At 41.7% G+C, this 21,169-nt stretch carries 14 protein-coding genes and 1 pseudogene; 8 read left to right on the forward strand and 7 right to left on the reverse strand.

Going from position 1 to position 21,169, the window contains the following annotated elements; translation table 11 throughout:
- Positions 1 to 113: 113 nt before the first annotated feature.
- Positions 114 to 578 (reverse strand): annotated as a pseudogene (locus PSI23_RS14845) (transposase); the annotation flags it as partial.
- A 438-nt stretch (positions 579 to 1,016) separates the two neighbouring features.
- Here PSI23_RS14845 and PSI23_RS14850 point away from each other — a divergent pair.
- The 5 genes from PSI23_RS14850 to yihX all read left to right on the forward strand — a co-directional run bounded on the left by PSI23_RS14850 (position 1,017) and on the right by yihX (position 9,538).
- Positions 1,017 to 2,768 (forward strand): hypothetical protein, encoded by a 1,752-nt coding sequence (locus PSI23_RS14850; protein WP_273555813.1) that lies wholly within the window; start codon positions 1,017 to 1,019, stop codon positions 2,766 to 2,768.
- Between the two features lie 411 nt (positions 2,769 to 3,179).
- The gene (locus PSI23_RS14855) at positions 3,180 to 4,832 is read left to right on the forward strand and encodes a hypothetical protein (protein ID WP_273555814.1); all 1,653 of its coding nucleotides are present in this window, start codon (positions 3,180 to 3,182) and stop codon (positions 4,830 to 4,832) included.
- A 135-nt stretch (positions 4,833 to 4,967) separates the two neighbouring features.
- Positions 4,968 to 6,512, forward strand: a complete 1,545-nt coding sequence (locus PSI23_RS14860; protein WP_273555815.1) for a hypothetical protein — start codon at positions 4,968 to 4,970, stop codon at positions 6,510 to 6,512.
- A 320-nt stretch (positions 6,513 to 6,832) separates the two neighbouring features.
- On the forward strand, positions 6,833 to 8,656 hold the full coding sequence (typA, locus tag PSI23_RS14865) for a ribosome-dependent GTPase TypA (protein WP_273555816.1): 1,824 nt from the start codon (positions 6,833 to 6,835) through the stop codon (positions 8,654 to 8,656).
- 264 nt (positions 8,657 to 8,920) lie between these two features.
- Entirely contained in the window at positions 8,921 to 9,538 is a 618-nt protein-coding gene (yihX, locus tag PSI23_RS14870; protein WP_273555817.1) for a glucose-1-phosphatase, read from the forward strand.
- Positions 9,539 to 9,548: 10 nt separating this feature from the next.
- Here the strand turns inward: yihX and PSI23_RS14875 are convergent, their stop codons facing one another.
- Positions 9,549 to 9,689, reverse strand: coding sequence for a hypothetical protein (locus PSI23_RS14875; RefSeq protein WP_273555818.1), 141 nt, complete (start codon positions 9,687 to 9,689; stop codon positions 9,549 to 9,551).
- An 86-nt stretch (positions 9,690 to 9,775) separates the two neighbouring features.
- On the opposite strand from PSI23_RS14875, the gene dtd reads away from it, so the two are divergent.
- Both dtd and fabY read left to right on the forward strand, forming a co-directional pair.
- Complete coding sequence (gene dtd, locus PSI23_RS14880; protein ID WP_273555819.1) at positions 9,776 to 10,213, forward strand: D-aminoacyl-tRNA deacylase; 438 nt, start codon at positions 9,776 to 9,778, stop codon at positions 10,211 to 10,213.
- Positions 10,214 to 10,354: 141 nt separating this feature from the next.
- On the forward strand, positions 10,355 to 11,272 hold the full coding sequence (gene fabY / locus PSI23_RS14885) for a fatty acid biosynthesis protein FabY (protein WP_273555820.1): 918 nt from the start codon (positions 10,355 to 10,357) through the stop codon (positions 11,270 to 11,272).
- Here the strand turns inward: fabY and PSI23_RS14890 are convergent.
- Positions 11,262 to 13,064, reverse strand: coding sequence for a translocation/assembly module TamB domain-containing protein (locus PSI23_RS14890; protein ID WP_273555821.1), 1,803 nt, complete (start codon positions 13,062 to 13,064; stop codon positions 11,262 to 11,264). The genes fabY and PSI23_RS14890 overlap by 11 nt on opposite strands.
- Before the next feature lie 203 nt (positions 13,065 to 13,267).
- Entirely contained in the window at positions 13,268 to 14,671 is a 1,404-nt protein-coding gene (locus PSI23_RS14895) for a nucleobase:cation symporter-2 family protein (RefSeq protein ID WP_273555822.1), read from the reverse strand.
- Positions 14,672 to 14,914: 243 nt separating this feature from the next.
- Between PSI23_RS14895 and gltS the strand changes: the two genes are divergently transcribed.
- Complete coding sequence (gltS, locus tag PSI23_RS14900) at positions 14,915 to 16,129, forward strand: sodium/glutamate symporter (RefSeq protein ID WP_273555823.1); 1,215 nt, start codon at positions 14,915 to 14,917, stop codon at positions 16,127 to 16,129.
- A 103-nt stretch (positions 16,130 to 16,232) separates the two neighbouring features.
- Here the strand turns inward: gltS and recG are convergent, their stop codons facing one another.
- The 3 genes from recG to spoT are packed head-to-tail and all read right to left on the reverse strand — an operon-like array spanning position 16,233 to position 21,164.
- The gene (gene recG, locus PSI23_RS14905) at positions 16,233 to 18,314 is read right to left on the reverse strand and encodes an ATP-dependent DNA helicase RecG (protein WP_273555824.1); all 2,082 of its coding nucleotides are present in this window, start codon (positions 18,312 to 18,314) and stop codon (positions 16,233 to 16,235) included.
- A 22-nt stretch (positions 18,315 to 18,336) separates the two neighbouring features.
- Positions 18,337 to 19,044 (reverse strand): tRNA (guanosine(18)-2'-O)-methyltransferase TrmH, encoded by a 708-nt coding sequence (gene trmH / locus PSI23_RS14910; RefSeq protein WP_273555825.1) that lies wholly within the window; start codon positions 19,042 to 19,044, stop codon positions 18,337 to 18,339.
- A 5-nt stretch (positions 19,045 to 19,049) separates the two neighbouring features.
- Positions 19,050 to 21,164: a bifunctional GTP diphosphokinase/guanosine-3',5'-bis pyrophosphate 3'-pyrophosphohydrolase gene (spoT, locus tag PSI23_RS14915; protein ID WP_273555826.1), complete on the reverse strand. Its 2,115-nt coding sequence runs from the start codon at positions 21,162 to 21,164 to the stop codon at positions 19,050 to 19,052.
- Between the last annotated feature and the right edge of the window lie 5 nt (positions 21,165 to 21,169).

Here is a 21,169-nt window from a genome sequence, read left to right on the forward strand (position 1 = left end):
AATGCCTGTAGCGCCTGTTCCCAGATTTTGGCAGGGGATGGCATGTGACACCGCCTTTTATTTAAGGAAGAAGAGCCCCATCATGGCACAATAGGGATTACGGCTGTAGTATTAGGAACTGGAATCAACGTGGCATCAATGAGTTGACCACCTCTAGGAATGAATCCCTGTGTCGAAAGCTGATGCTTCGCCTCTTCAAACAACGCTCTGGCACCTTCCTAGCCAATCCGTTTTTCGAAACACCAAATCGTGTTACGGTCTGGAATATTAATGACATCGGTCAAGCGACAAAAACGTTGCCAGCTCATTCGGTCAAGTAATTGATATTCCATCTTTTCATCGGAAAGATTATGGAAATGTTTCAGGATAATGATGCGAACCATCACCTCAGTCGGGAATGGCGGGCGTCCACCTTTGGGAGAAATAATACGTGGCGCGACACGGTCTATGGTGTCAGCCAGTGCCGAGAAATCAACATACTTATCAAGAACAAGTAGCGGATCACCTAATTCATCGATTTTTCGACGGTGATATTCGGATGCCAGCTTGTCTTTTTTTAAAGCAGAACGAGGCGGTATCATGACAGCGCTACCTTGCAGAGATGTACTGTGTCTGCATTTTACTCAATTTTGTGGCTGTGAAAAGTTTTTAGAGGTTCCCTTATATTTGTATATAAGTATGAGAACGATGTTTCAAGTTAAGCCGTGTGGATGGATATATCCCACGGTTTTTCTGTTCGTATTTCGGTTCGATTTTATGAAAGGTGATTATATCTGATTTAATTATTTTGGATAGTGAAAATATAGGAGAGATGAAATAAATTCATCAGATATTTTTATGTTATCATCTGATAACTATTTTTCATTATACATTTAATTGGGAAATGTGTTTAATATTTAAAAATCAATAGGTGATATAAATATTATTTATTCAGGAAATGTTTTGAGCTGTCAGTGATATATTATTAATAATCATATGGATAACAAAAGTTACATTATAATTCTGTGAGGTATACTATGTCAGTAGAAAGGCAAACTTTAGGAGGTGGTGGGACTCCCTCCACCATTAATCCGACATTATCAGTACCTAACAATACTAACTTGGTCTATGGCCAAGAATTTTATTTTGATGTGATTTTAACGGAAACAGTAGGCAAATTGCCACCAGGAAAAAACCTTACTGTTACTCCAAAAGGAACTGGTCTAACAATAGATATAATTTATGCTGATCTTACAACAACTGGTGCTGAAAAAGTGATTAGAGGACAATATTATTTAAAGATTAGCAACGATGAGAGTAAAATAACAGGAGGTAAAGTATCTCTTAATATAAGTTTAGGCACTGATTTCAATATGGATATTATTTACAATATAAAAAAAATACAGTTTTATACTTTACAGTTAATTCCTGATAAACAGGTCATTGTTATCCCTAAAACATTCTCTGAACCAAAACCAAGCGATATTGGTGATCATTATATTCGTTACACTACGCAGTTATTAGAAGATACTGGAAATCCTTTAGAAAAAAAAACACTGAAAAATGCTCTGGTTTATCTTTCTTCTACACCTAAAGATAGTATTAATACAAATATTATTGTTACGACTGATCCAAATCCGACGGCTCAACATGCAACGATAAAAACTTATACGCCTACAAATATCGTTGCCGATGATAGAACATTTATTAGTCTTATAAGTGATGATCACGGAAAGGTGAGTTTCCGTGTATATTCAAATAATAAGATAGCTGGAGGTACGACTACTGAGAAACCTATAATTCTTGTTTTAGAAAATATGATTTTGGGCCAAGAAAGTCATGCTTATACATCAGAAAATGTATATATTATCACTCCTAGACCGCAGGATTCCAGACATGTGCTAGAGTCAGTAATGATCCCCTCTGCTGACGGAGGTTTATTAAACGGTGGGCCAGACGAACCAACGTTTGAAGTTATGATTGAACCTTATGATAGCCCTAATCCTAGTGATCATATATTATTTTTTACAAAAGAAAGTGATGATGGGGTTCCTGATATTAGTAAATTAGTATTACCAATCTATGATATGCAAAGTACCCATAATGCTAATTATTCTTTTCCTATTCCTTATAATGTGCTTCCACATAATCAGTGGACAGAGTTTTTTTATGTGGTTGCTAGAAATGGGAACGCTCGTTATTCAGTTGGAATGCAACTTAAATATTTAGGAGGTGGTTCAGATCTTGTTCCATCAGATGGAGTTACACGAATTTATAATAAAGTTGAAGTTTACTCTAGTTTTGCAGATTATAAAAGTGATAGCACACTTAGCAAGCCAGAAGAAAAAAATGCTCTACTTTGGGAACAAGCTTATACAAGCAGGGCGGAACTTTCAAATTATATCAATAATGGTGGTTACGATGTATTTTTAAAAATAACCGCAACCAATGATACAACTGATATAACAAAAAAATATCCCCAAGTTGGAGATGATGTATATATAAATATGTATGTTAGATCGGGAAATAAAAACCTTTTCAGACAATTACCAAAAACAAAACTTTTATCAATTCTAGACTCTGTTCCAGCTGGTAATACAACTTTATGTTCTACCGTGGTCCCGATCATTCATCCAAAATATTCTGGAATCAGTTCTTATAGTGAAGGCTCTCCTGCATGGGTTTATTTTGAATATTATACGATGGATAAAACAAATACACTAACTTATAGTCATTACTGGCGAGGAATGACTGACACATCACTTCCTGGGGTAGATGATGATAGTTAATTTTTTATATTTTATCCCGTTATTTATTATTAGACTTAATTTAATATATACCTAATAGATTTAAAATTGAATTGAGGCGATAAGTAAATGAATCCCTAATCATATAGATAACTATGTGGCTGAGGTGAATGAATGTAGACAACAAATAGGCAACGTGAAAGATGACTAATATAGAAATATGATGCTCTAGAATATATTTTTTTCCTATAAAAAAATAGTGTTTTAGATTATGTTTTTAATTTTTTAAAAATTTATAAATTACATTATATTCAATAAATATCAAGACGTATCGCAGCAGCAAGGGAACGAATTTCAGGAATATAAATAACTATGTGTCTGAAACTAATTAATGCGAATATAAAACATATAACTTGGAAGCTAAATAATATTAAAAATTAAATGAGATTTATTATGATTAATAAAGAAGATACATTATATAATTCAGATCTATCATCGGTAACTCTATCTGTGCCTAAAGATTCTGATGTGGTAATTGGGCAAAGTTTTTATCTTTATATTACCATTATACTTAATGGAAAATTACCTTCAGAATTAGATGTTAATTTAGATGTTAAAACAGGTTTGGCAGTTGATAGTATTACTAAAGCTGTTCCACTCCCGTCAAAACAAAATGCTATGCAAGCAATAGCTTATTTAACTATTGATGATAAAGATTCTCTAAAACCAGGGGATCAAGTATCATATAAATTAAGTATACCTAATATTTATTCAAAGGAAATTAATTATACAGCAAATTTGATTGATTTAGATTCATTGCAGTTATCAGTAGATAAGTATTACTGTATATTACCACAAGGAAATACTAATATTGGTGTTGGAAATAATAATTTCATCCGTTATTCTGCGAATTTGAATAATAATAATGGTAAAGGGATGAAAAACACACCTATTCAGATTTCCGCATCAATTAAAGATGACCTAAATGAAGATGTTATAATAACCACTGATCCGGATGATGGGCTTCATTCTCCTGTACAGATTATTCCTATTGATGAATATGATCAAGTTGTGGTTCCTATTGTTAGTAATAACAGTGGAAAAATAAGTTTTCGAGTTTATCCTATGAAGGATAAACCAGTTGTACTTCAGTTAGGAAGTGAAATACCAGGGGGTGACGAATATTTCTTAGCTCCTACTGTATATATGCTTAGCCCTAGACCTAAAGATCCTCGCGAGTATCTTCCGGTTCCAACTATAAGTAATTTTAGTGATGGTCAACTAAAAGCGTATGGATCAGATTATACGTTTGATGTGAAAATTGAACCTTATCATAATGCATATGAGAGCGATAGTTTGATATTTTTTATCGATGACAAGATAGTATTACCAATTAGTACGATAGGCCACGCAAATCCTCCTAATTATAGTTTTAAATTATATTATGATATATTCACTGAAAATAAAGAATCTAAACTTTATTATGTGATAGCACCAAGGTCAGGTAATAATGAATATTCAAAGGTATTACCTATCACATACATTGGCGGTGGAGATAATATACCATCGGATAAAATTTCACGTGTTTATGAGAAGCCTGTAGTATATTCAAGTTGGGCTAATCCTAAGAGCCATCCTCCGTTAAATAATGATGATGATATTATTGATGAAACATATTACATTAATAGCTTTGATATAAAAAATGGTCGTAAGGAGTATTCCAATAATCATAATAATGGCGGCTATGGTTTATTTGTAAAAATAACAGGAACAAAAGATACACAAGATAAATATAAACCAAAATTTGGCGATACGGTTCACTTCACTATGTATCTTAATGGTGGTTTTTACAAAAACGAACGTGTGCATGAAAAAGATGTTAAACATAGGAAAGATATTTCTTGTGTTATTAATGATGTTCCTGATCATAGTGGCGGTAGTACCTCTACTACTGTTGTTTATATAGAATATGAGCAGCTTGTTGGATTTTCACATGATTCTAATAACGGTCAAGCAATGATTTATTTCGAATATTATTTTTATAATGAAGGCAATAGAATATACAGTGATTTCTGGAGTAGTAAGATTGAAACTTCAGGGAACTAACGTGAAAATATAATTATTTAATAGCAAATATGTTAAAAATCAAGACAAAGAATATAACAAATTACACTCGGACTATCAGTTCGCATTGTTTTAAGATACCCCGCTGCTTGCGGCGGGGTTCTTCATGGAGATAATATGAGTAAACATATCACTACTTCTGTCATATCAGGATCTGATATAGTAATAGGGCAAACTTTATATCTTGATATTATTCTAACTTCTGATGATCCTATTTCAAATGACGCTAGTATTAATTTAACAAGATTTAATAATGCTGAACCTGAGGACGATATTCCCCAAATTAAACTATATGATAATGGTAAAAAAGGAATTTTCACTGTTGAATTAAGTGTTTTTGATGATCTTCCTGATAGAGATTCAGTTTCTTTTTATATTGAACCAAACGCAAATGCAGCGGGTTTTCCTGAGACTAAAATTGAGTATACTGCACGAACCGTCAATATGTCTTCACTTCAATTGAAGATTGGAGCTGATCATTTAAAAGTTCCTCAGCATCCTAATATTCCTCCTAGTGGCAGATTTTTTGTGTCAGTTCATGCTACCGTTACTGCTCAGGATGGAAAAGATAAACTATCTGGTACTCCTATTAATATACTCGATATTGATGGAGTATTTGATAGAGTGGATTTCTATACTGCCGATAAAAACAGCAAATTAGAAGTTAGGGATATCGGAGATTACAGGGGATTGACCATAAATACAGACTCTAATGGTAATTTAGCATTTTATATTTTTGCGAAACAAGATAAGACTGTGGTACTTAATCTATTCTCTGCAATAATGGGTGTTGAAGGCACGGTTGAAGCTGAAAGAATTTTATATATTATTGATGTGGGGCCAGTGAACCCTGGACATACTTTGAATCCTCCCGTCATTAATGGTGAAGTTGGTGGTGTTTTACATAAAAGTATAGGCTCAAAACACTTCTCTGTTAATATTCCGATGTACAATGATATTTCAGTTGGTGATTCGATATTTTTCCTTGTTAATAAATTAATGGTTGACCCACCTGTTAATTTGACAGATCCATCCACGCAATTAAATAATATATTAGTGTCTTATGCTGTTTTATCAGATAATAATGAAGTCGAGTTTTCTTATGTGGTTATTAAAGAGTCAGCAGAAAGATACATGTCAATGCCAACGGTTTTCACATATGTAAAAGATGAACTTCCTGCAGATAATGTTTATGAAAAATGTAAGGTTTATGCTAGCTTTGGAACAGGTGAAAATGATCTTATTACTGAAGGTAAAGTTGTAAATTGTAAGGTTATATCTGGTTATAATAAAAACCCAGACCAAGATGGATTATTTGTAAAAATTACTGGAACCAATGATCCTCATGATCAGACTAAAGTACCTTTAGGGAATAATGTTAATGTTACGTTGTGGTTGCATATTAGAGCTAAACAGAAAAAGTTAGATAAATCTATCGGCTCTATACCTATGCCTGATATAGCCGGTAGTGATGGGGTAACAAACAGTGTAATAATAGGTATACCTCAAACGTATCTTGCGGGTAGTGATACATTTGATGAATATCATCCTGCACAGATTTATTTTTATTATATAGTTAATATAGATGGTCAACATATAAAAAGTCAGACTTGGAAAGGGAAAATTGATACTGTTCCATCTTGGGGAACGCCCCATTGCTAGTGATATTAATGTTATCTTTGTAGAATGATTTTATTGACCTTTTGCATTTTATTTGCAAAAGGTCAATTTTTAGATCGTGTATTCGAGGTATTGAATGTTTTTGGGCATAGAACTCACGGTTTTATAAAAGTACGATTTGTTTACTCACCATATCCATCCCACCCAAAAACAAACTTTCAAGGTGATACACCTCACATTTATTTCACTCTCTAGCTATAACGTGTAAAATAGCAGCATATTTGTATTAGATGAATGCAGCGGCGTTCTGCTTCGCGGCATCCATATAATATTTTCTCAAATAGCTAAAACGGTAAAAATACTTGTCAATTAATAACTTAAGAAACATCGCCATCATCGCTCACGTCGACCACGGCAAAACCACACTGGTTGATAAACTCCTGCAACAGTCCGGAACTTTTGGTGAGCGTGCTGCAACTGCTGAGCGCGTGATGGATTCCAACGATCTGGAAAAAGAACGTGGTATCACCATTCTTGCGAAAAACACTGCCATTAAGTGGAATGATTACCGCATCAATATCGTAGATACCCCAGGTCACGCTGACTTTGGTGGTGAAGTTGAACGTGTCATGTCAATGGTAGACAGTGTTTTGCTGCTGGTTGATGCGATGGATGGCCCAATGCCACAGACTCGCTTTGTAACTCAGAAAGCCTTTGCCCACGGTCTGAAGCCTATCGTTGTTATCAACAAAGTTGACCGTCCTGGCGCGCGCCCTGACTGGGTTGTGGATCAGGTATTCGACCTGTTCGTAAACCTGGGCGCAACAGATGAACAGCTCGATTTCCCAATCATTTATGCTTCTGCATTGATGGGTATTGCGGGTAACGAGCATACTGAGATGGCTGAAGATATGACTCCGTTGTATCAGGCTATCGTTGAGCATGTTGAGCCACCTAAGGTTGACCTTGATGGCCCATTCCAGATGCAGATTTCACAGCTGGACTATAACAACTATGTTGGGGTTATCGGGATTGGTCGTATCAAGCGCGGTACGGTAAAACCAAACCAGAACATCACTCTGATTGATAGCGAAGGCAAGTCTCGCAATGGCAAAGTCGGTAAAGTCTTCAGCCATCTGGGACTGGATCGTATCGAGTCTGATAAGGCGGAAGCAGGCGATATCATCGCAATTACCGGTCTGGGCGATCTGAACATCTCCGATACCCTATGTGACGTCAGTGCAGTTGAAGCGCTGCCGGCGCTGGCGGTTGATGAGCCTACCGTAAGCATGTATTTCTGTGTAAATACTTCTCCATTCTGTGGGCGTGAAGGTAAATATGTTACTTCTCGCCAGATCCTCGACCGTCTGAGAAAAGAATTGGTTCATAACGTTGCACTGCGTGTTGAAGAAACGGAAGATCCAGATGCATTCCGCGTATCTGGTCGTGGTGAACTGCACCTGTCTGTTCTGATTGAGAACATGCGTCGCGAAGGCTTCGAGCTGGGGGTTTCCCGTCCAAAAGTTATTTTCCGTGAAATTGATGGCCGTAAACAGGAGCCATTCGAGCAGGTAACTCTGGATATCGAAGAGCAGCATCAGGGTGATGTGATGCAGGCACTGGGCGAGCGTAAAGGTGAAATGCGTGACATGCTGCCAGATGGCAAAGGCCGTGTTCGTCTTGATTACATTATTCCAAGCCGTGGTCTGATTGGTTTCCGTACTGAGTTTATGACCATGACTTCCGGTACTGGTCTGCTGTATGCAACATTCAGCCACTATGATGACGTCCGTCCGGGTGAGATTGGTCGTCGTCAGAATGGTGTACTGATTTCCAACGGACAAGGCAAAGCAGTTGCTTATGCGCTGTACAGTTTGCAGGAGCGTGGTAAATTGTTCCTCGGTCACGGTACTGAAGTGTATGAAGGCCAGATTATCGGTATTCACTCACGCTCTAATGACCTGACAGTTAACTGTCTGACCGGTAAAAAACTGACTAACGTACGTGCATCAGGTACGGATGAAGCGACAACATTGTCTCCGCACATCAAGAAAACCCTGGAGCAGGCTCTGGAGTTTATTGATGATGACGAATTGGTAGAAGTAACTCCACAGTCAATTCGTCTGCGTAAACGCCATCTGACTGAAAATGATCGTCGTCGCGCAAATCGTAGCAAGGAAGCTTAATTTCTGAGTTATGCATTGCGTGTGACAGATTAAATATGAATAGCTTAGGGCATTTCGGTGCCCTGAGTTTTTAATGATATCCCTTCCAGTAATTTTTGTTATCCATTTCTGATTATTGACCTGATTATTGATTAATACAGCGAATTAGAACTTCAACGACGCTTCATAAAAAGAGAAATTTGCTTATTTTTTATCTTCTTCTTATTTTTTCTTAATAAAATTATGATAAAAGTACTAAACAATGAGCATCAGTCAGGAGGAATTATGCTGTATATTTTCGATATGGGTAACGTGATTATTGATATTGATTTTAAAAGAGTACAGGCTGTTTGGAGTAATCTGAGTGGGACACCACTGGCAACATTGACTTCGAAATTTTCGTTGGGAGAGGTTTTTGAAAAGCATGAGTGTGGGCAAATCAGTGATATTGAATTTGCAGAAAGAATGTGTGATGAAATGGAAGTCGCACTCAGTTTTGAACAATTTAAGGAAGGCTGGCATGCAATATTTATTGATGTCAGGCAGGAAGTCATTGAGTTAATGAATAAATTGCGTGCTCAAGGGCATCGTGTGGTTGTTCTGTCAAATACAAACCGCCTGCATCTTGCTTATTGGCCGGTGCATTATCCTGAGATTAAAGCATCAACGGATCACTTTTATTTATCTCAAGATTTGGGGATACGTAAGCCGAATCTTGATATTTTTAAACATGTGCTTGCAGCAGAAGGTGTGACAGTGGATCAAGTTATATTCTTTGATGATCTTTTAGAACACGTTGAGGCAGCGAACAAATTAGGCATCAATGCAATTCATGTGGCTGACCGGAGTGTAATCCCTGATTATTTTAAGGCTCATGATTTTTCGCTTCCCTCAAAAAATTAACATCATTAGCTTATTGCAGATGATGTTTCCCGCTATTTTTCTTACCTGTATTCCATATCGGGCAATAGGGAGCAGTTCTGTTATTACCGCATAATTTGTTGCTATCTATACCCAATAGACTTTCAGTGGCAACTAACAAAAACAGCATCATATTTATGATTTCCTACCTATGATTTTCTATCCAATACGGATAACTAAATCTAATACATATAACTAAACGGATAACAGGCAAGAGAGATGATCGCATTAATTCAGCGTGTGACACAGGCAACGGTTGTTGTTGAGGGTGAAACTATTGGAGAAATTGGACAGGGGTTGCTGGTGTTGCTGGGGGTTGAAAAAGACGATACCCCACAAAAAGCGCAACGTTTATGCGACAAGGTAATGGGGTATCGGGTATTCAGCGATGAACAGGGAAAAATGAACCTGAATGTTCAACAGGCTCAGGGGAGCTTATTGGTTGTATCCCAATTTACATTGGCTGCGGACACGCAGAAAGGCTTAAGACCTAGCTTTTCTGGTGGTGCTGAACCACAAAAAGCAGATGAGCTTTATCGCTATTTTGTTGAACAGAGTCGTGTAACTGGTGTAAAAACAGAAATGGGGAAATTTGCTGCAGATATGACAGTCAGTTTGACAAATGACGGGCCAGTAACTTTCTGGTTGCAAGTATGAGGTGGGTGAAATATCGCAACGACGAATAAGGTTGCTGTTTAAAACAAGTTGCAGTTTAAAAAATAAAACAAACCACAGTATGCAGCATACATTCATTTCCCTGACGACACATGACCACACACAAGAGAAGGGGCTGTTTTTATGTACCATTTGAGAGTACCTCAAACAGAACAAGAGTTGGAAACCTATTACCAATTTCGTTGGGAAATGTTGCGTAAACCGCTTCACCAGCCTATCGGATCAGAGAAGGATGGTTACGATTCAATGGCTCATCATCAAATGGTGGTGGATGAACATGGTAAACCGCTTGCTGTTGGGCGTTTATATATCAATGCAGACAGTGAAGGTGCTATTCGTTTTCTGGCTGTTCACCCCAATGTTCAGCGGAAAGGATTGGGTACACTGATTGCGATGGCATTGGAATCTGTAGCTAGGCAGGAAGGTGTGAAACGAGTTGTTTGCAGTGCACGGGAAGATGCTGTTGATTTCTTCGACAAATTGGGTTTTCAAAATCGTGGGTTGATCAATGGGGCGAAAACGTTACCTATTAATCATTTTCTAATGATTAAACCTATCATGAGTCTTGATGATATTTTGCACCGCCCTGATTGGTGTGCAGAATTACAGCAGGCATGGCATAAGCACATTCCTTTAAGTGAAAAGATGGGGTTGCGGATCACTCAATATACCGGGCAACGTTTTATCACGACGATGCCCGAAGCCGGAAACCAGAATCCACACCATACTATTTTCGCGGGCAGCTTATTTTCTCAGGCCACATTAACGGCATGGGGATTGATTTGGTTGTTGCTACAGGAACGCCAATTGGGAGGTGACATCATTTTGGTGGATGCCAATATCCGTTATCGGCAACCTATAACGGGGCGTCCCTGTGCAACTGCGGATTTCAATAACATGAGCGGAGACCTTGCCCGTCTTGCCCGTGGCAACAAAGCACGTGTAAAAGTGGAAGTGCAGGTTAGCGGCGAACATGGCGTAGGTAGCGTGTTCACCGGTACTTATATCGTCCTGCCTCCCGAACGTTTTGCTACAGCTTGATTTTTGCGCAGGTTTGATTCTCCGTAATATGATTGCCCGTTGCTGAGTGAGCGGCTTCAGGGTTAGCTATAGAAGCAGAATTATCTACGGAAGAGTGCGCTGTTGGGGTACAGCGACTCGTTGAGATCAAACCTTGCTCAATAGATTGTGACTCTTTTTCTGATGATTTATCTTCAGCCACCAATGTCCCGTTTATTGTTCCCTTCATATCATGAGCGGAGAGATCACCCGTGATAGCAAGAAAGAAATTCCCTTCTCCCTGAATTTTGAGTGGTATCCAACCCCATTGTGGCAAGATTTTTAAATCCGCATTCATGCCTTTGAAGCTGAGATTAAAAGGTGTTTGGGCAGCGTGTTGTTCAACTGTGCCAGTAACTTGCAACAGCCCTTCACCTGTAAAGCCATTCAGCTTATCAATGGTGATTTTGTCATCTGTGGCATGTAGTTGCAGATAAGGGCGGCTTATTTCGATTGCATTGAATGTCCCTGCGGCAGCTTGCAGCGATGCCTGACCATTCCATAATCCCCACTTACCATTTTTCAGGATATCCATGCTGTCAATATGAGCCGCAAAGGTGGTGAGCTGGAACGGGAAGCCAGGATTGGTATCAATCAGCAGAGTATTATTGATGGCAATATCATGGAGTTTCAGGCCTGAAATCCATTCCGGCGCAGGCTGTTTGAAATAGTTGAGCCATGTGGGAGGCAGAACATAAAGCAGCCCTGTGACAGAACTATCTTTGAGAGTAAGGAGGCGGTTTTTGCGATCCCATTCTGATTGGATATTGAACAACCCTTTTTGATAATGAGTTGTCAGGCTTGCGATAGTAAAAGTATCATCAGAAAAACGGAATTTTCCAAGCGTGTCGTTGAACTGCGCATTATTCAGCGTCATGTTCATCACATTAAAATCAATCAACCCATCTTTAGTATCCCAACTGCCATTGACCAATCCCAAATTTTTAATAGTGCTATCCAGATAATCGACAGACCAGTTTTGCCCTTGCAGTTTGGCATTGGTGATATTGAGATCTTTGACATACATCGCTGGAAGGTGGCTGATTTTTTCCTTCAACTGATCCAGCGTCAGCGGTGTTTGCCAGCGAATGTTATTGATTAGGATATTGTTCCACCGCCAACTGCCGTCAGGCAATTGCTGACCATCGCCAGAAATGGAACCTTGCAGGAATGTTGCTCCAAAAGAGTCGATAGCCAAAGCCTGATTCTGGTAACTGCCTCGCATAACGACATTTTCAACAGGCAGGTCATTTAAACGGAGCGTACCAGCGCTGAATTGATATTTTCCATTACCAACCGGGTTGTCCACGACAGGAGCCCAAGGAGCAATTCCACCTGTGATATTTTTCCCCTGAATATGGATGTTGGGACTGTCTAGCTGAACATCCATCTGGTTCAGTTGCAGGATATCCGCTTGTAGAGAAAGGGGAAATTGGTTTCCAGACAGTATCAATGCCCCTTCTTGCAATGTCAGACGACGCAGGTTTTTGGGTGACAGTAAATGCCGCCACTTAAAATCGAGATTGATGGTATTGGCGGTGAGTGAGAAAGGACTTTGTTTGTCGCGAATATCAACATGATTAAATATTAAGGTAGTGGGCTGTAGCCAGCTATGGCTGATACTTTCAATGCTGACTTGATAATGTCCCTGCTTGTTGAGCCATCGGCTTAACTGTTTGGAGCCCCAATGCGTTTGGACAGCAACATAGATAACTATGATTGCCAAAACCAGCAATAATAGAAGAGCACCAAAAGATTTCCCTAACCACCTCATTACTTCACCTCAACATGACCTGCGAATAGAAACTCTTTTATGCCGCAAAATGGATAGGCACTCAATAGATGATTCAGATAAAAACATTATTTAGTGAATTTTTGGGAGAGTTAATATAGATATTGCGAATAGCTTTGCAAAATATGCAAAAAAGAATACTCCCGCTGGTAAGGCGGGAGAGAAAAATAATGTAAATCTACAGATTATTTTTCTTGAGGGAAAATCAGGTTAAGTAGAATGGCGGTTAACCCACCTGCGGCAATACCTGAAGAGAGTAAGTTTTTCATCCAATCAGGTGCAAACTGTAAAATCAGCGGTTGTTGAGATACGCCTAACCCTACAGCCAGAGACAGCGCGATAATCATGATGGCTCGACGGTTCAGGGGTTCACGGGAAACTATTCTGACACCAGATGCGGCGATAGTGCCAAACATCACAATCGTCGCCCCTCCCAGAACTGGTTCAGGAATGTGCTGTACAAAACCAGCCACGGCAGGAAACAGCCCCAATAGAATCAGCATCGAAGCAATAATGTAACCGACATAGCGACTGGCAACGCCAGTGAGTTGTATCACGCCATTGTTCTGACCAAAACAGGAGTTCGGAAACGTATTGAACACGGCTGAAACCATCGAATTGAGACCATTTGCCAGTACACCGCCCTTGATGCGCTTCATGTATAGTGGGCCGCTGACAGGCTGCTCGGAGACATCTGAGGTTGCTGTGATATCACCAATTGTTTCCAGAGACGTCACCATAAAAATCAGAATAAGTGGGATCAACAGGTGCCAATCAAAAGACAGTCCATAATAGAGAGGGGAAGGAACAGTGATAATTGGCGCATCTTCTTTTGATACTGAAATGGGTAACATATCCATGTACCAAGCCACCAGATAACCCACTGCCATGGCAATGACCAGCGAAGCAACGCGCAAATAAGGATTAGTTTGGCGATTCAGCAATACGATAACAGCAAGAACAACTCCCGCTAGCAGCAAGTTTTCAGGGGCACCAAATGTGCCGTTTTGCAATGCAGAATAACCGCCACCAATGGAAGTTAACCCGACTTGAATTAACGACAAGCCAATAATCATCACCACGATACCGGATACCAGAGGTGTAATGACCCGTCTTGCTAAATGCAGTACTCGTGAGAGCAACACTTCCGTCATTGAGGCGAGCATCAGCGTACCGAACAGAGCTGCCATCATAGTTGGAATATCTGCGCCTCCGTTTTTCAACGCCAGCCCTCCCATAATAAGTGGAGCAACAAAATTAAAACTGGTGCCCTGAATCGAAAGCAAACCAGAGCCGATGGGTCCCCAAGAGCGAATTTGAATAAGTGATGCTAAGCCTGAGGCAAACAGGGACATACTGATAATTCGTTGCGTATCTTGTTCCGGAAGCCCCAAAGCCTGACAAATCAACATCGCCGGAGTAATAACAGCCACAAACATTGCTAATAAATGTTGGCATGCAGCAAATAGGGCATGTGGGAGAGGAGGTTTATCTTCCAGGCGATAGATAAGTTCATTGTCTGATTTATTGGGTACTTCCGATGAATTGAGCACTTCCGATGAATTGGATTCACGGGATAACTTGACCATATTGCGAAATTCCAGATGGACAAAAAGATGCATTTTAATGATCTGCACCATTAAAGCAATCGTTTGCGCAGGGTTTTCATAACAAAATGCGACTTAATTTCGTCACATTTTTAAATGTTTTAGCTTGTATTTATTAAGAAATTTATTTCTAATCCACCCCTTACCTGCTCTTGGCGTTTTTATAGGATGATTATAACGTCACATTAATTTTACATAATATTAACAAATGGATGGGGTACATAAATGTATCATCTGGATATTTATGGCACGCTCGTTGCTGCCACACTTGTTTTGCTACTAGGAAGAAAACTCGTACAATCAGTCACATTTCTTGAGAAATATACGATCCCTGAGCCGGTCGCCGGTGGGTTATTGGTCGCTTTAGTTTTACTGGCGGTTAAACAATCCACGGGTTGGGAAGTAAGTTTTGATTTATCCCTCCAAGAGCCCCTGATGTTGACGTTCTTTGCCACAATTGGTTTGAACGCTAACCTTACCAGCCTGAAAGCAGGCGGAAAATTTCTGGTCATTTTTGTCTTCGTGGTTGTTGGCCTGTTATTGGTACAAAACACCGTGGGCATTGTATTGGCGAAAATGCTTGGTCTTGATCCATTAATGGGATTGTTGGCTGGCTCCATTACACTTTCTGGTGGACATGGAACAGGAGCCGCTTGGGGTAAAGTATTTACAGAGCGTTATGGCTTTGAAAATGCTACAGAAGTAGCAATGGCATGTGCAACATTCGGTTTGGTTTTGGGTGGTTTGATTGGTGGTCCGGTTGCTCGTTTTTTGGTGAGAAATACCAAAACGCCTGGATTGGGGGCGGACGATACTGAGATCCCGACGGCATTTGAGAAACCTTATACCGGACGGCTTATCACGCCATTAGTGATGGTGGAAACCATTGCCATGATTTCCATTTGCTTGTTGGCAGGAAGTTTTATTGAGAAGCAGCTGGAAGGTACGGCCTTTGAATTACCGACATTCGTATGTGTACTGTTTGTTGGTGTCATTCTCAGTAACGGCTTATCTTTACTTGGTTTTTATCGGGTATTTGACCGAGCGGTTTCGATCTTGGGTAACGTTAGTTTGTCGCTGTTCCTGGCAATGGCATTGATGAGCCTGAAACTGTGGCAGTTGGCTTCCCTTGCGTTGCCAATGCTGATCATTCTTGCCGTGCAGACAGTAGTTATGGCTTTGTATGCTATTTTCGTCACTTACCGAATAATGGGCAAGAATTTCGATGCCGCAGTATTGTCAGCAGGTCACTGTGGTTTTGGCTTAGGTGCAACCCCAACGGCTATCGCAAATATGCAGGCAATTACTGACCGTTTTGGGCCATCTCATGTGGCATTCTTACTCGTGCCAATGGTGGGAGCGTTCTTTATTGATATTGTTAACGCCGCTGTCATCAAATTATATCTGTTGTTACCCGTGTTCCCATCTGTAGCAGGTTAGATTAATTCACTTTTGACTTGCCTGATATCTTGGCGAAATATGCCGCTGAAATGTTCAGCGGCATTTTTTTGTTTTTTGCTGCTTATTTGTTTTCTGTTGGAACTTAAGCATGGCTATATTGAGAACGATCCGGCAACCAGCGCTCAATCAGCGCCTTGGCATGTTCAGGATAGTGCTGGTGGATATAGCGGGCGATACGCTGAACTTCAGGCAACATATTTTGATCCCGCAATAAATCCGCGATCCTGAATTCTGCATTACCCGTTTGACGTGTACCAAGTAATTCACCCGGCCCACGGATTTCCAAGTCTTTCTGGGCAATCACAAAACCATCATTACTATCCCGTAAAACTTGCAGGCGAATTCTGGCTGTATTGGTCAGTGGTGTTTTATAGAGCAGGACACAGTGTGAAGCAATGGCTCCACGCCCGACACGCCCACGAAGCTGGTGCAACTGGGCCAACCCCAGTCGTTCTGGGTTGTCGATAATCATCAGGCTGGCATTGGGCACATCAACCCCCACTTCGATTACCGTAGTAGCAACCAGCAATTGTAGTTCACCCTGCTTGAAAGCCTCCATGACGGCCTGTTTTTCTGCCGATTTCATCCGGCCATGCACTAAGCCGATTTTCAATTCAGGCAATGCCAGTGCCAGTTCTTCACTGGTTGCTTGTGCTGCTTGCGCTTCCAGTACCTCAGAATCTTCGATCAGAGTACATACCCAGTAAGCCTGACGGCCTTCATCCAGACAGGCGCTTTTGATACGTTGGATAATATCGTGCCGGCGGGTATCTGGGATAGCAACGGTTGTGACTGGCGTTCGGCCAGGTGGTAATTCGTCAATGATGGAAGTATCCAGATCGGCATAGGCGGTCATTGCCAATGTGCGTGGAATGGGGGTCGCTGTCATAATCAATTGATGGGGATGGAAGCCTTGTTCGCGCCCCTTTTCCCATAACGCCAGACGTTGATGTACACCGAATCGATGTTGTTCATCAATGATAACCAGTGCCAACCCCGCAAATTTTACCTGCTCCTGAAACATGGCATGAGTACCGACAACCATACTCACTTGACCGCTCGCTATCGCCTCTTGCTGTGCCTGACGTGCTTTACCTTTCTGTTTGCCTGCCAACCAACCGACTTGGATACCGAGTGGTTCAAGCCATTGACGGAAGGTATTGGCATGTTGTTCCGCCAGCAGTTCAGTTGGAGCCATCAATGCCACCTGCTTGCCGTGAACAATAGCGCGAACGGCAGCCAGTGCAGCCACCAGTGTTTTGCCCGAACCCACATCTCCTTGTATCAGGCGCATCATTGGGACATTTTTTTCTAAATCATGTTCTATTTCTGCAACGACACGGGCTTGTGCGCCTGTTGGTGAGAATGGCAATTGGCTCAGAAGTTGCTGTTTCAGTGAATTATCTGCCGTGAGGGGCTGTGCATGAAAGCGTTGGGTTCCGGCTCTGACTGCCAACATGCTTAAATGATGTGCCAGCATTTCTTCCAGAATTAACCTTCGCTGGGCTGGATGTCTGCCATTCTCCAAATCGATCAGGGAAATATCCGGCGGTGGATGATGCAATGTATGCAGCGCATTAGGCAGGCTGATGATCTTTCGGCTGAACTCTTCCGGCAGCAATTCATTAACGGCACAGGTATCCAATATTTCCAATGCTTGCTCGATTAACTTTCGCAGCGTTGTTTGGCGCACTCCCTCGGTTGTGGGATAGATGGGAGTTAGCGTCTCTTGTAGTTGAACAGCGTTGGCGTGTTGCTGGACTTTATATTCAGGATGAATGATCTCTGGCCCTTGATTGCCGCGCCGGATTTCCCCATAGGCAACAACGTGCTTTCCTTCGGCCAGATTATTTTTCATGGCGGCAGTAAAATTGAAGAAACATAGGGTCAATATGCCAGTGCCATCGCTGATTTGGCAGGTCATGATGCGCCGACGCCCAAAAATCACATTGGTGCGCAATACCTTACCTGTTACTGTGGCGTAAACGCCGGGCAGTAATTCATTGATGGTATACAGGCGGGTTTGATCTTCATAGCGAAGAGGCAAATGCAAAAGCAAATCCTGTAGATTGACCAACCCTAACTTGGCGAGTTTAGTGACCTGATTAGCTCCAACACCACGAAGAGTGGTTAAGGGGATGGCATCAAGTAGCTGGCCTTTCATACGATTTCTCCGTCAGTGTAATTTATTTCCTTGTTGATGGTGCAGTTGTTGCTTGCATAGCTGACCACCATGACTTATTTGCGATGATTTGCCCTTGTTTATCTATCAGAGGTCGTTCCAAGCCTTTACGACGAGAAACGGCAGCCAACACGGGATATCCCCCTTCGAAAAGCAGCTTTTGCTGCTCCTCTTCCGGCAGAGTGCTTTTCTCCCGCTGATACATGCCTGCCAATTGGCGCTGTCGTTGTGCTTCATACAGGATCAAGGCTGACGCGACAGAGACATTCAGTGATTGCACCATACCTGCCATCGGGATAATGATGTCATGATCTGCTAAAGCGATGGCGTGTTTTGAGATACCTTTTTTTTCCTGCCCCATAATAATACAGGTAGGTTTAGTGTAATCAATTTGACGGAAGTCGACGGCCTTATCTGAAAGATGAGTTGCCAGTATTTGCATACCATCAGATTTAAGTTGCTGAATAGCCTGTTCAATCGTGAAGTGTGTTTCCACCTGAACCCAGCTATTACTGCCCGCTGCAGAAGAGAGCTGAGTTCTTAGTTGCTCGGTAGGCCAGATAGCATGGATTTGGTGGATACCAACAGCATCCGCAGTACGAATAACAGCGGATACGTTATGCGGTTTGTGGACTTCTTCTAAACAAATCGTCAAATCAGGTTGACGCATTGCCATCATCTGGCAAATACGTGCGTAACGTTTAGGATTCATAACCTCTAGTTTCGGTTACGGCTGACTCGCATCACGTCAGGCATTACACGTATCTTACGCATGATATTTGCCAGTTGGATACGGTCTTTGGTCGTCAGCCTGATGAAAGCACAATAAACGCGGCCATCTTTTTCTTCTGTATTCATGCTTTGAATGTTGGAGTTCGCGTCGTTAATGGCAGCAGTCAGATTTGCCAGTGCACCCTGATGGTTAAACATATCGACTTTGATTTCAGCAATAAAATCGCTGTTGATATCTTTATCCCACTCAACAGGCATGAATTTTTCCGGTTCTTTCTGATATCCACGGATATTACGACAGGACTCGTGGTGGATTACCAGGCCTTTTCCCGGACTGATATGGGCAATAATCGGATCGCCTGGAATTGGGCGACAGCACTTGGCAAAGGTAATCAAAATGCCATCAGCGCCCTTGATGGGCAGTTTACGGGCCGTATTGCCGTTGTTGTTTGGCGTTTTATCTGCGGAACCCAGTAATAAATTGCGGGCAACAACCACGCTCATCGCATTCCCCAATCCGATTTCCGCCAGCAAATCATCCAAAGTGGCGAGCTTCATTCTTGCCAGCTCTTTGCTGATATTTTCTTGCGGTATATCGATGACTTTCGTGCCGTTACCAAGCGCATGATTAAGCAGACGACGTCCCAAACCAACCGAATCATCCCGTTTTAGATTTTTCAGTAACTGGCGAATTTTGGCCCGTGCTTTAGAACTAACGACAAAGTTCAGCCATGCAGCGTTAGGGCGAGCGCCTGGTGCAGTGATAATTTCGACAGTTTGCCCACTGCTGAGAGTTTGTGAGAGAGGATAGGGCAGACGATCAACGCGTGAGCCGACACAGGCGTGGCCGATATCCGTATGGACAGCATAGGCAAAATCGACAGGGGTTGCGCCAGCCGGTAACTCAACAATTCGTCCTTCAGGGGTAAAAACGTAAATCTCATCCGGAAACAAATCAGATTTAACACTCTCAATAAATTCAAAAGAGCTGCCGGCGCTTTGCTGGAGTTCCAGCAAGCTCTGCATCCAGCGCTGGGCACGAACCTGTGCAGTTGTACCGGATTCCCCCTGTTCTTTATAGGCCCAGTGTGCGGCAACCCCCATTTCCGCCATTTGATCCATGTCTTCAGTACGGATCTGGACTTCGACGGGTACTCCATGTGGGCCTATAAGGGAAGTATGCAGGGATTGGTAGCCGTTGGCTTTTGGGATGGCAATATAATCTTTCACTCTACCGGGGCGTGGCTTGTACAAACTGTGCATTTGCCCCAGTACGCGGTAGCAGGTGTCAAGATTATTGACGATGACACGAAAGGCGTAAATATCCATGATGGAATGGAAACGCTGTTCTTTCAGGTGCATCTTACGATAGATCGAGTAGAGATGTTTTTCGCGGCCGCTGACAGTACATTCAATGCCAGCATCCGTTAATCTGCCTTCAATCTCTGACAGAATTTTCTGGATCATCTCTTTGCGATTACCACGAGCGGCTTTCACAACCTCTTTAATCACGCGGTAACGGTTTGGATACAGGGCTTCAAACCCAAGTTCCTCCAGCTCCGTTTTTAGGTGATGAATACCCAGACGGTGGGCCAGTGGACTATAAATTTCCAGCGTTTCCCTGGCAATGCGCCGCCGTTTATCGGGGCGCAGGGAGCCAAGGGTTCGCATATTATGTGTACGGTCTGCCAGTTTAATCAAAATGACGCGAATATCTTGTACCATCGCCATGATCATTTTGCGGAAGTTTTCAGCTTGTGCTTCTTTCTTGTCGCGGAAGTTCAGCTTATCCAGCTTGGATACCCCTTCCACCAATCCGGCCACAGTCGTGCCAAATAATTTTTCTATATCCTGAAATGTCGCAGGAGTGTCTTCAATGACATCGTGAAGAAGTGCTGCCATGAGTGTTTCATGGTCAAGGCGCATTTCAGCCAGAATACAAGAAACGGCGACGGGGTGAGTAATGTATGGCTCACCGCTGGAACGGGTTTGCCCTTCGTGGGCATCCCGCGCAACCACATAGGCCTGTTTAAGTAGATCGATTTGATCTTCAGGCAAATATTTCAGAACTAGCTGATTCAGGCTTTCAAACAGGTACAAGGCAG

This window comes from Xenorhabdus yunnanensis (assembly GCF_028598805.1).
Taxonomy (GTDB): domain Bacteria; phylum Pseudomonadota; class Gammaproteobacteria; order Enterobacterales; family Enterobacteriaceae; genus Xenorhabdus; species Xenorhabdus yunnanensis.

Excerpts from the sequence above, each read along its gene's own strand:
- PSI23_RS14850 (WP_273555813.1), top strand. The coding sequence starts at position 1,017 with ATGTCAGTAGAAAGGCAAACTTTAGGAGGTGGTGGGACTCCCTCCACC.
- PSI23_RS14855 (WP_273555814.1), top strand. The coding sequence starts at position 3,180 with ATGATTAATAAAGAAGATACATTATATAATTCAGATCTATCATCGGTA.
- PSI23_RS14860 (WP_273555815.1), top strand. The coding sequence starts at position 4,968 with ATGAGTAAACATATCACTACTTCTGTCATATCAGGATCTGATATAGTA.
- yihX (WP_273555817.1), top strand. The coding sequence starts at position 8,921 with ATGCTGTATATTTTCGATATGGGTAACGTGATTATTGATATTGATTTT.
- PSI23_RS14875 (WP_273555818.1), bottom strand. The coding sequence starts at position 9,689 with ATGATGCTGTTTTTGTTAGTTGCCACTGAAAGTCTATTGGGTATAGAT.
- dtd (WP_273555819.1), top strand. The coding sequence starts at position 9,776 with ATGATCGCATTAATTCAGCGTGTGACACAGGCAACGGTTGTTGTTGAG.
- fabY (WP_273555820.1), top strand. The coding sequence starts at position 10,355 with ATGTACCATTTGAGAGTACCTCAAACAGAACAAGAGTTGGAAACCTAT.
- PSI23_RS14890 (WP_273555821.1), bottom strand. The coding sequence starts at position 13,064 with ATGAGGTGGTTAGGGAAATCTTTTGGTGCTCTTCTATTATTGCTGGTT.
- PSI23_RS14895 (WP_273555822.1), bottom strand. The coding sequence starts at position 14,671 with ATGGTCAAGTTATCCCGTGAATCCAATTCATCGGAAGTGCTCAATTCA.
- gltS (WP_273555823.1), top strand. The coding sequence starts at position 14,915 with ATGTATCATCTGGATATTTATGGCACGCTCGTTGCTGCCACACTTGTT.
- recG (WP_273555824.1), bottom strand. The coding sequence starts at position 18,314 with ATGAAAGGCCAGCTACTTGATGCCATCCCCTTAACCACTCTTCGTGGT.
- trmH (WP_273555825.1), bottom strand. The coding sequence starts at position 19,044 with ATGAATCCTAAACGTTACGCACGTATTTGCCAGATGATGGCAATGCGT.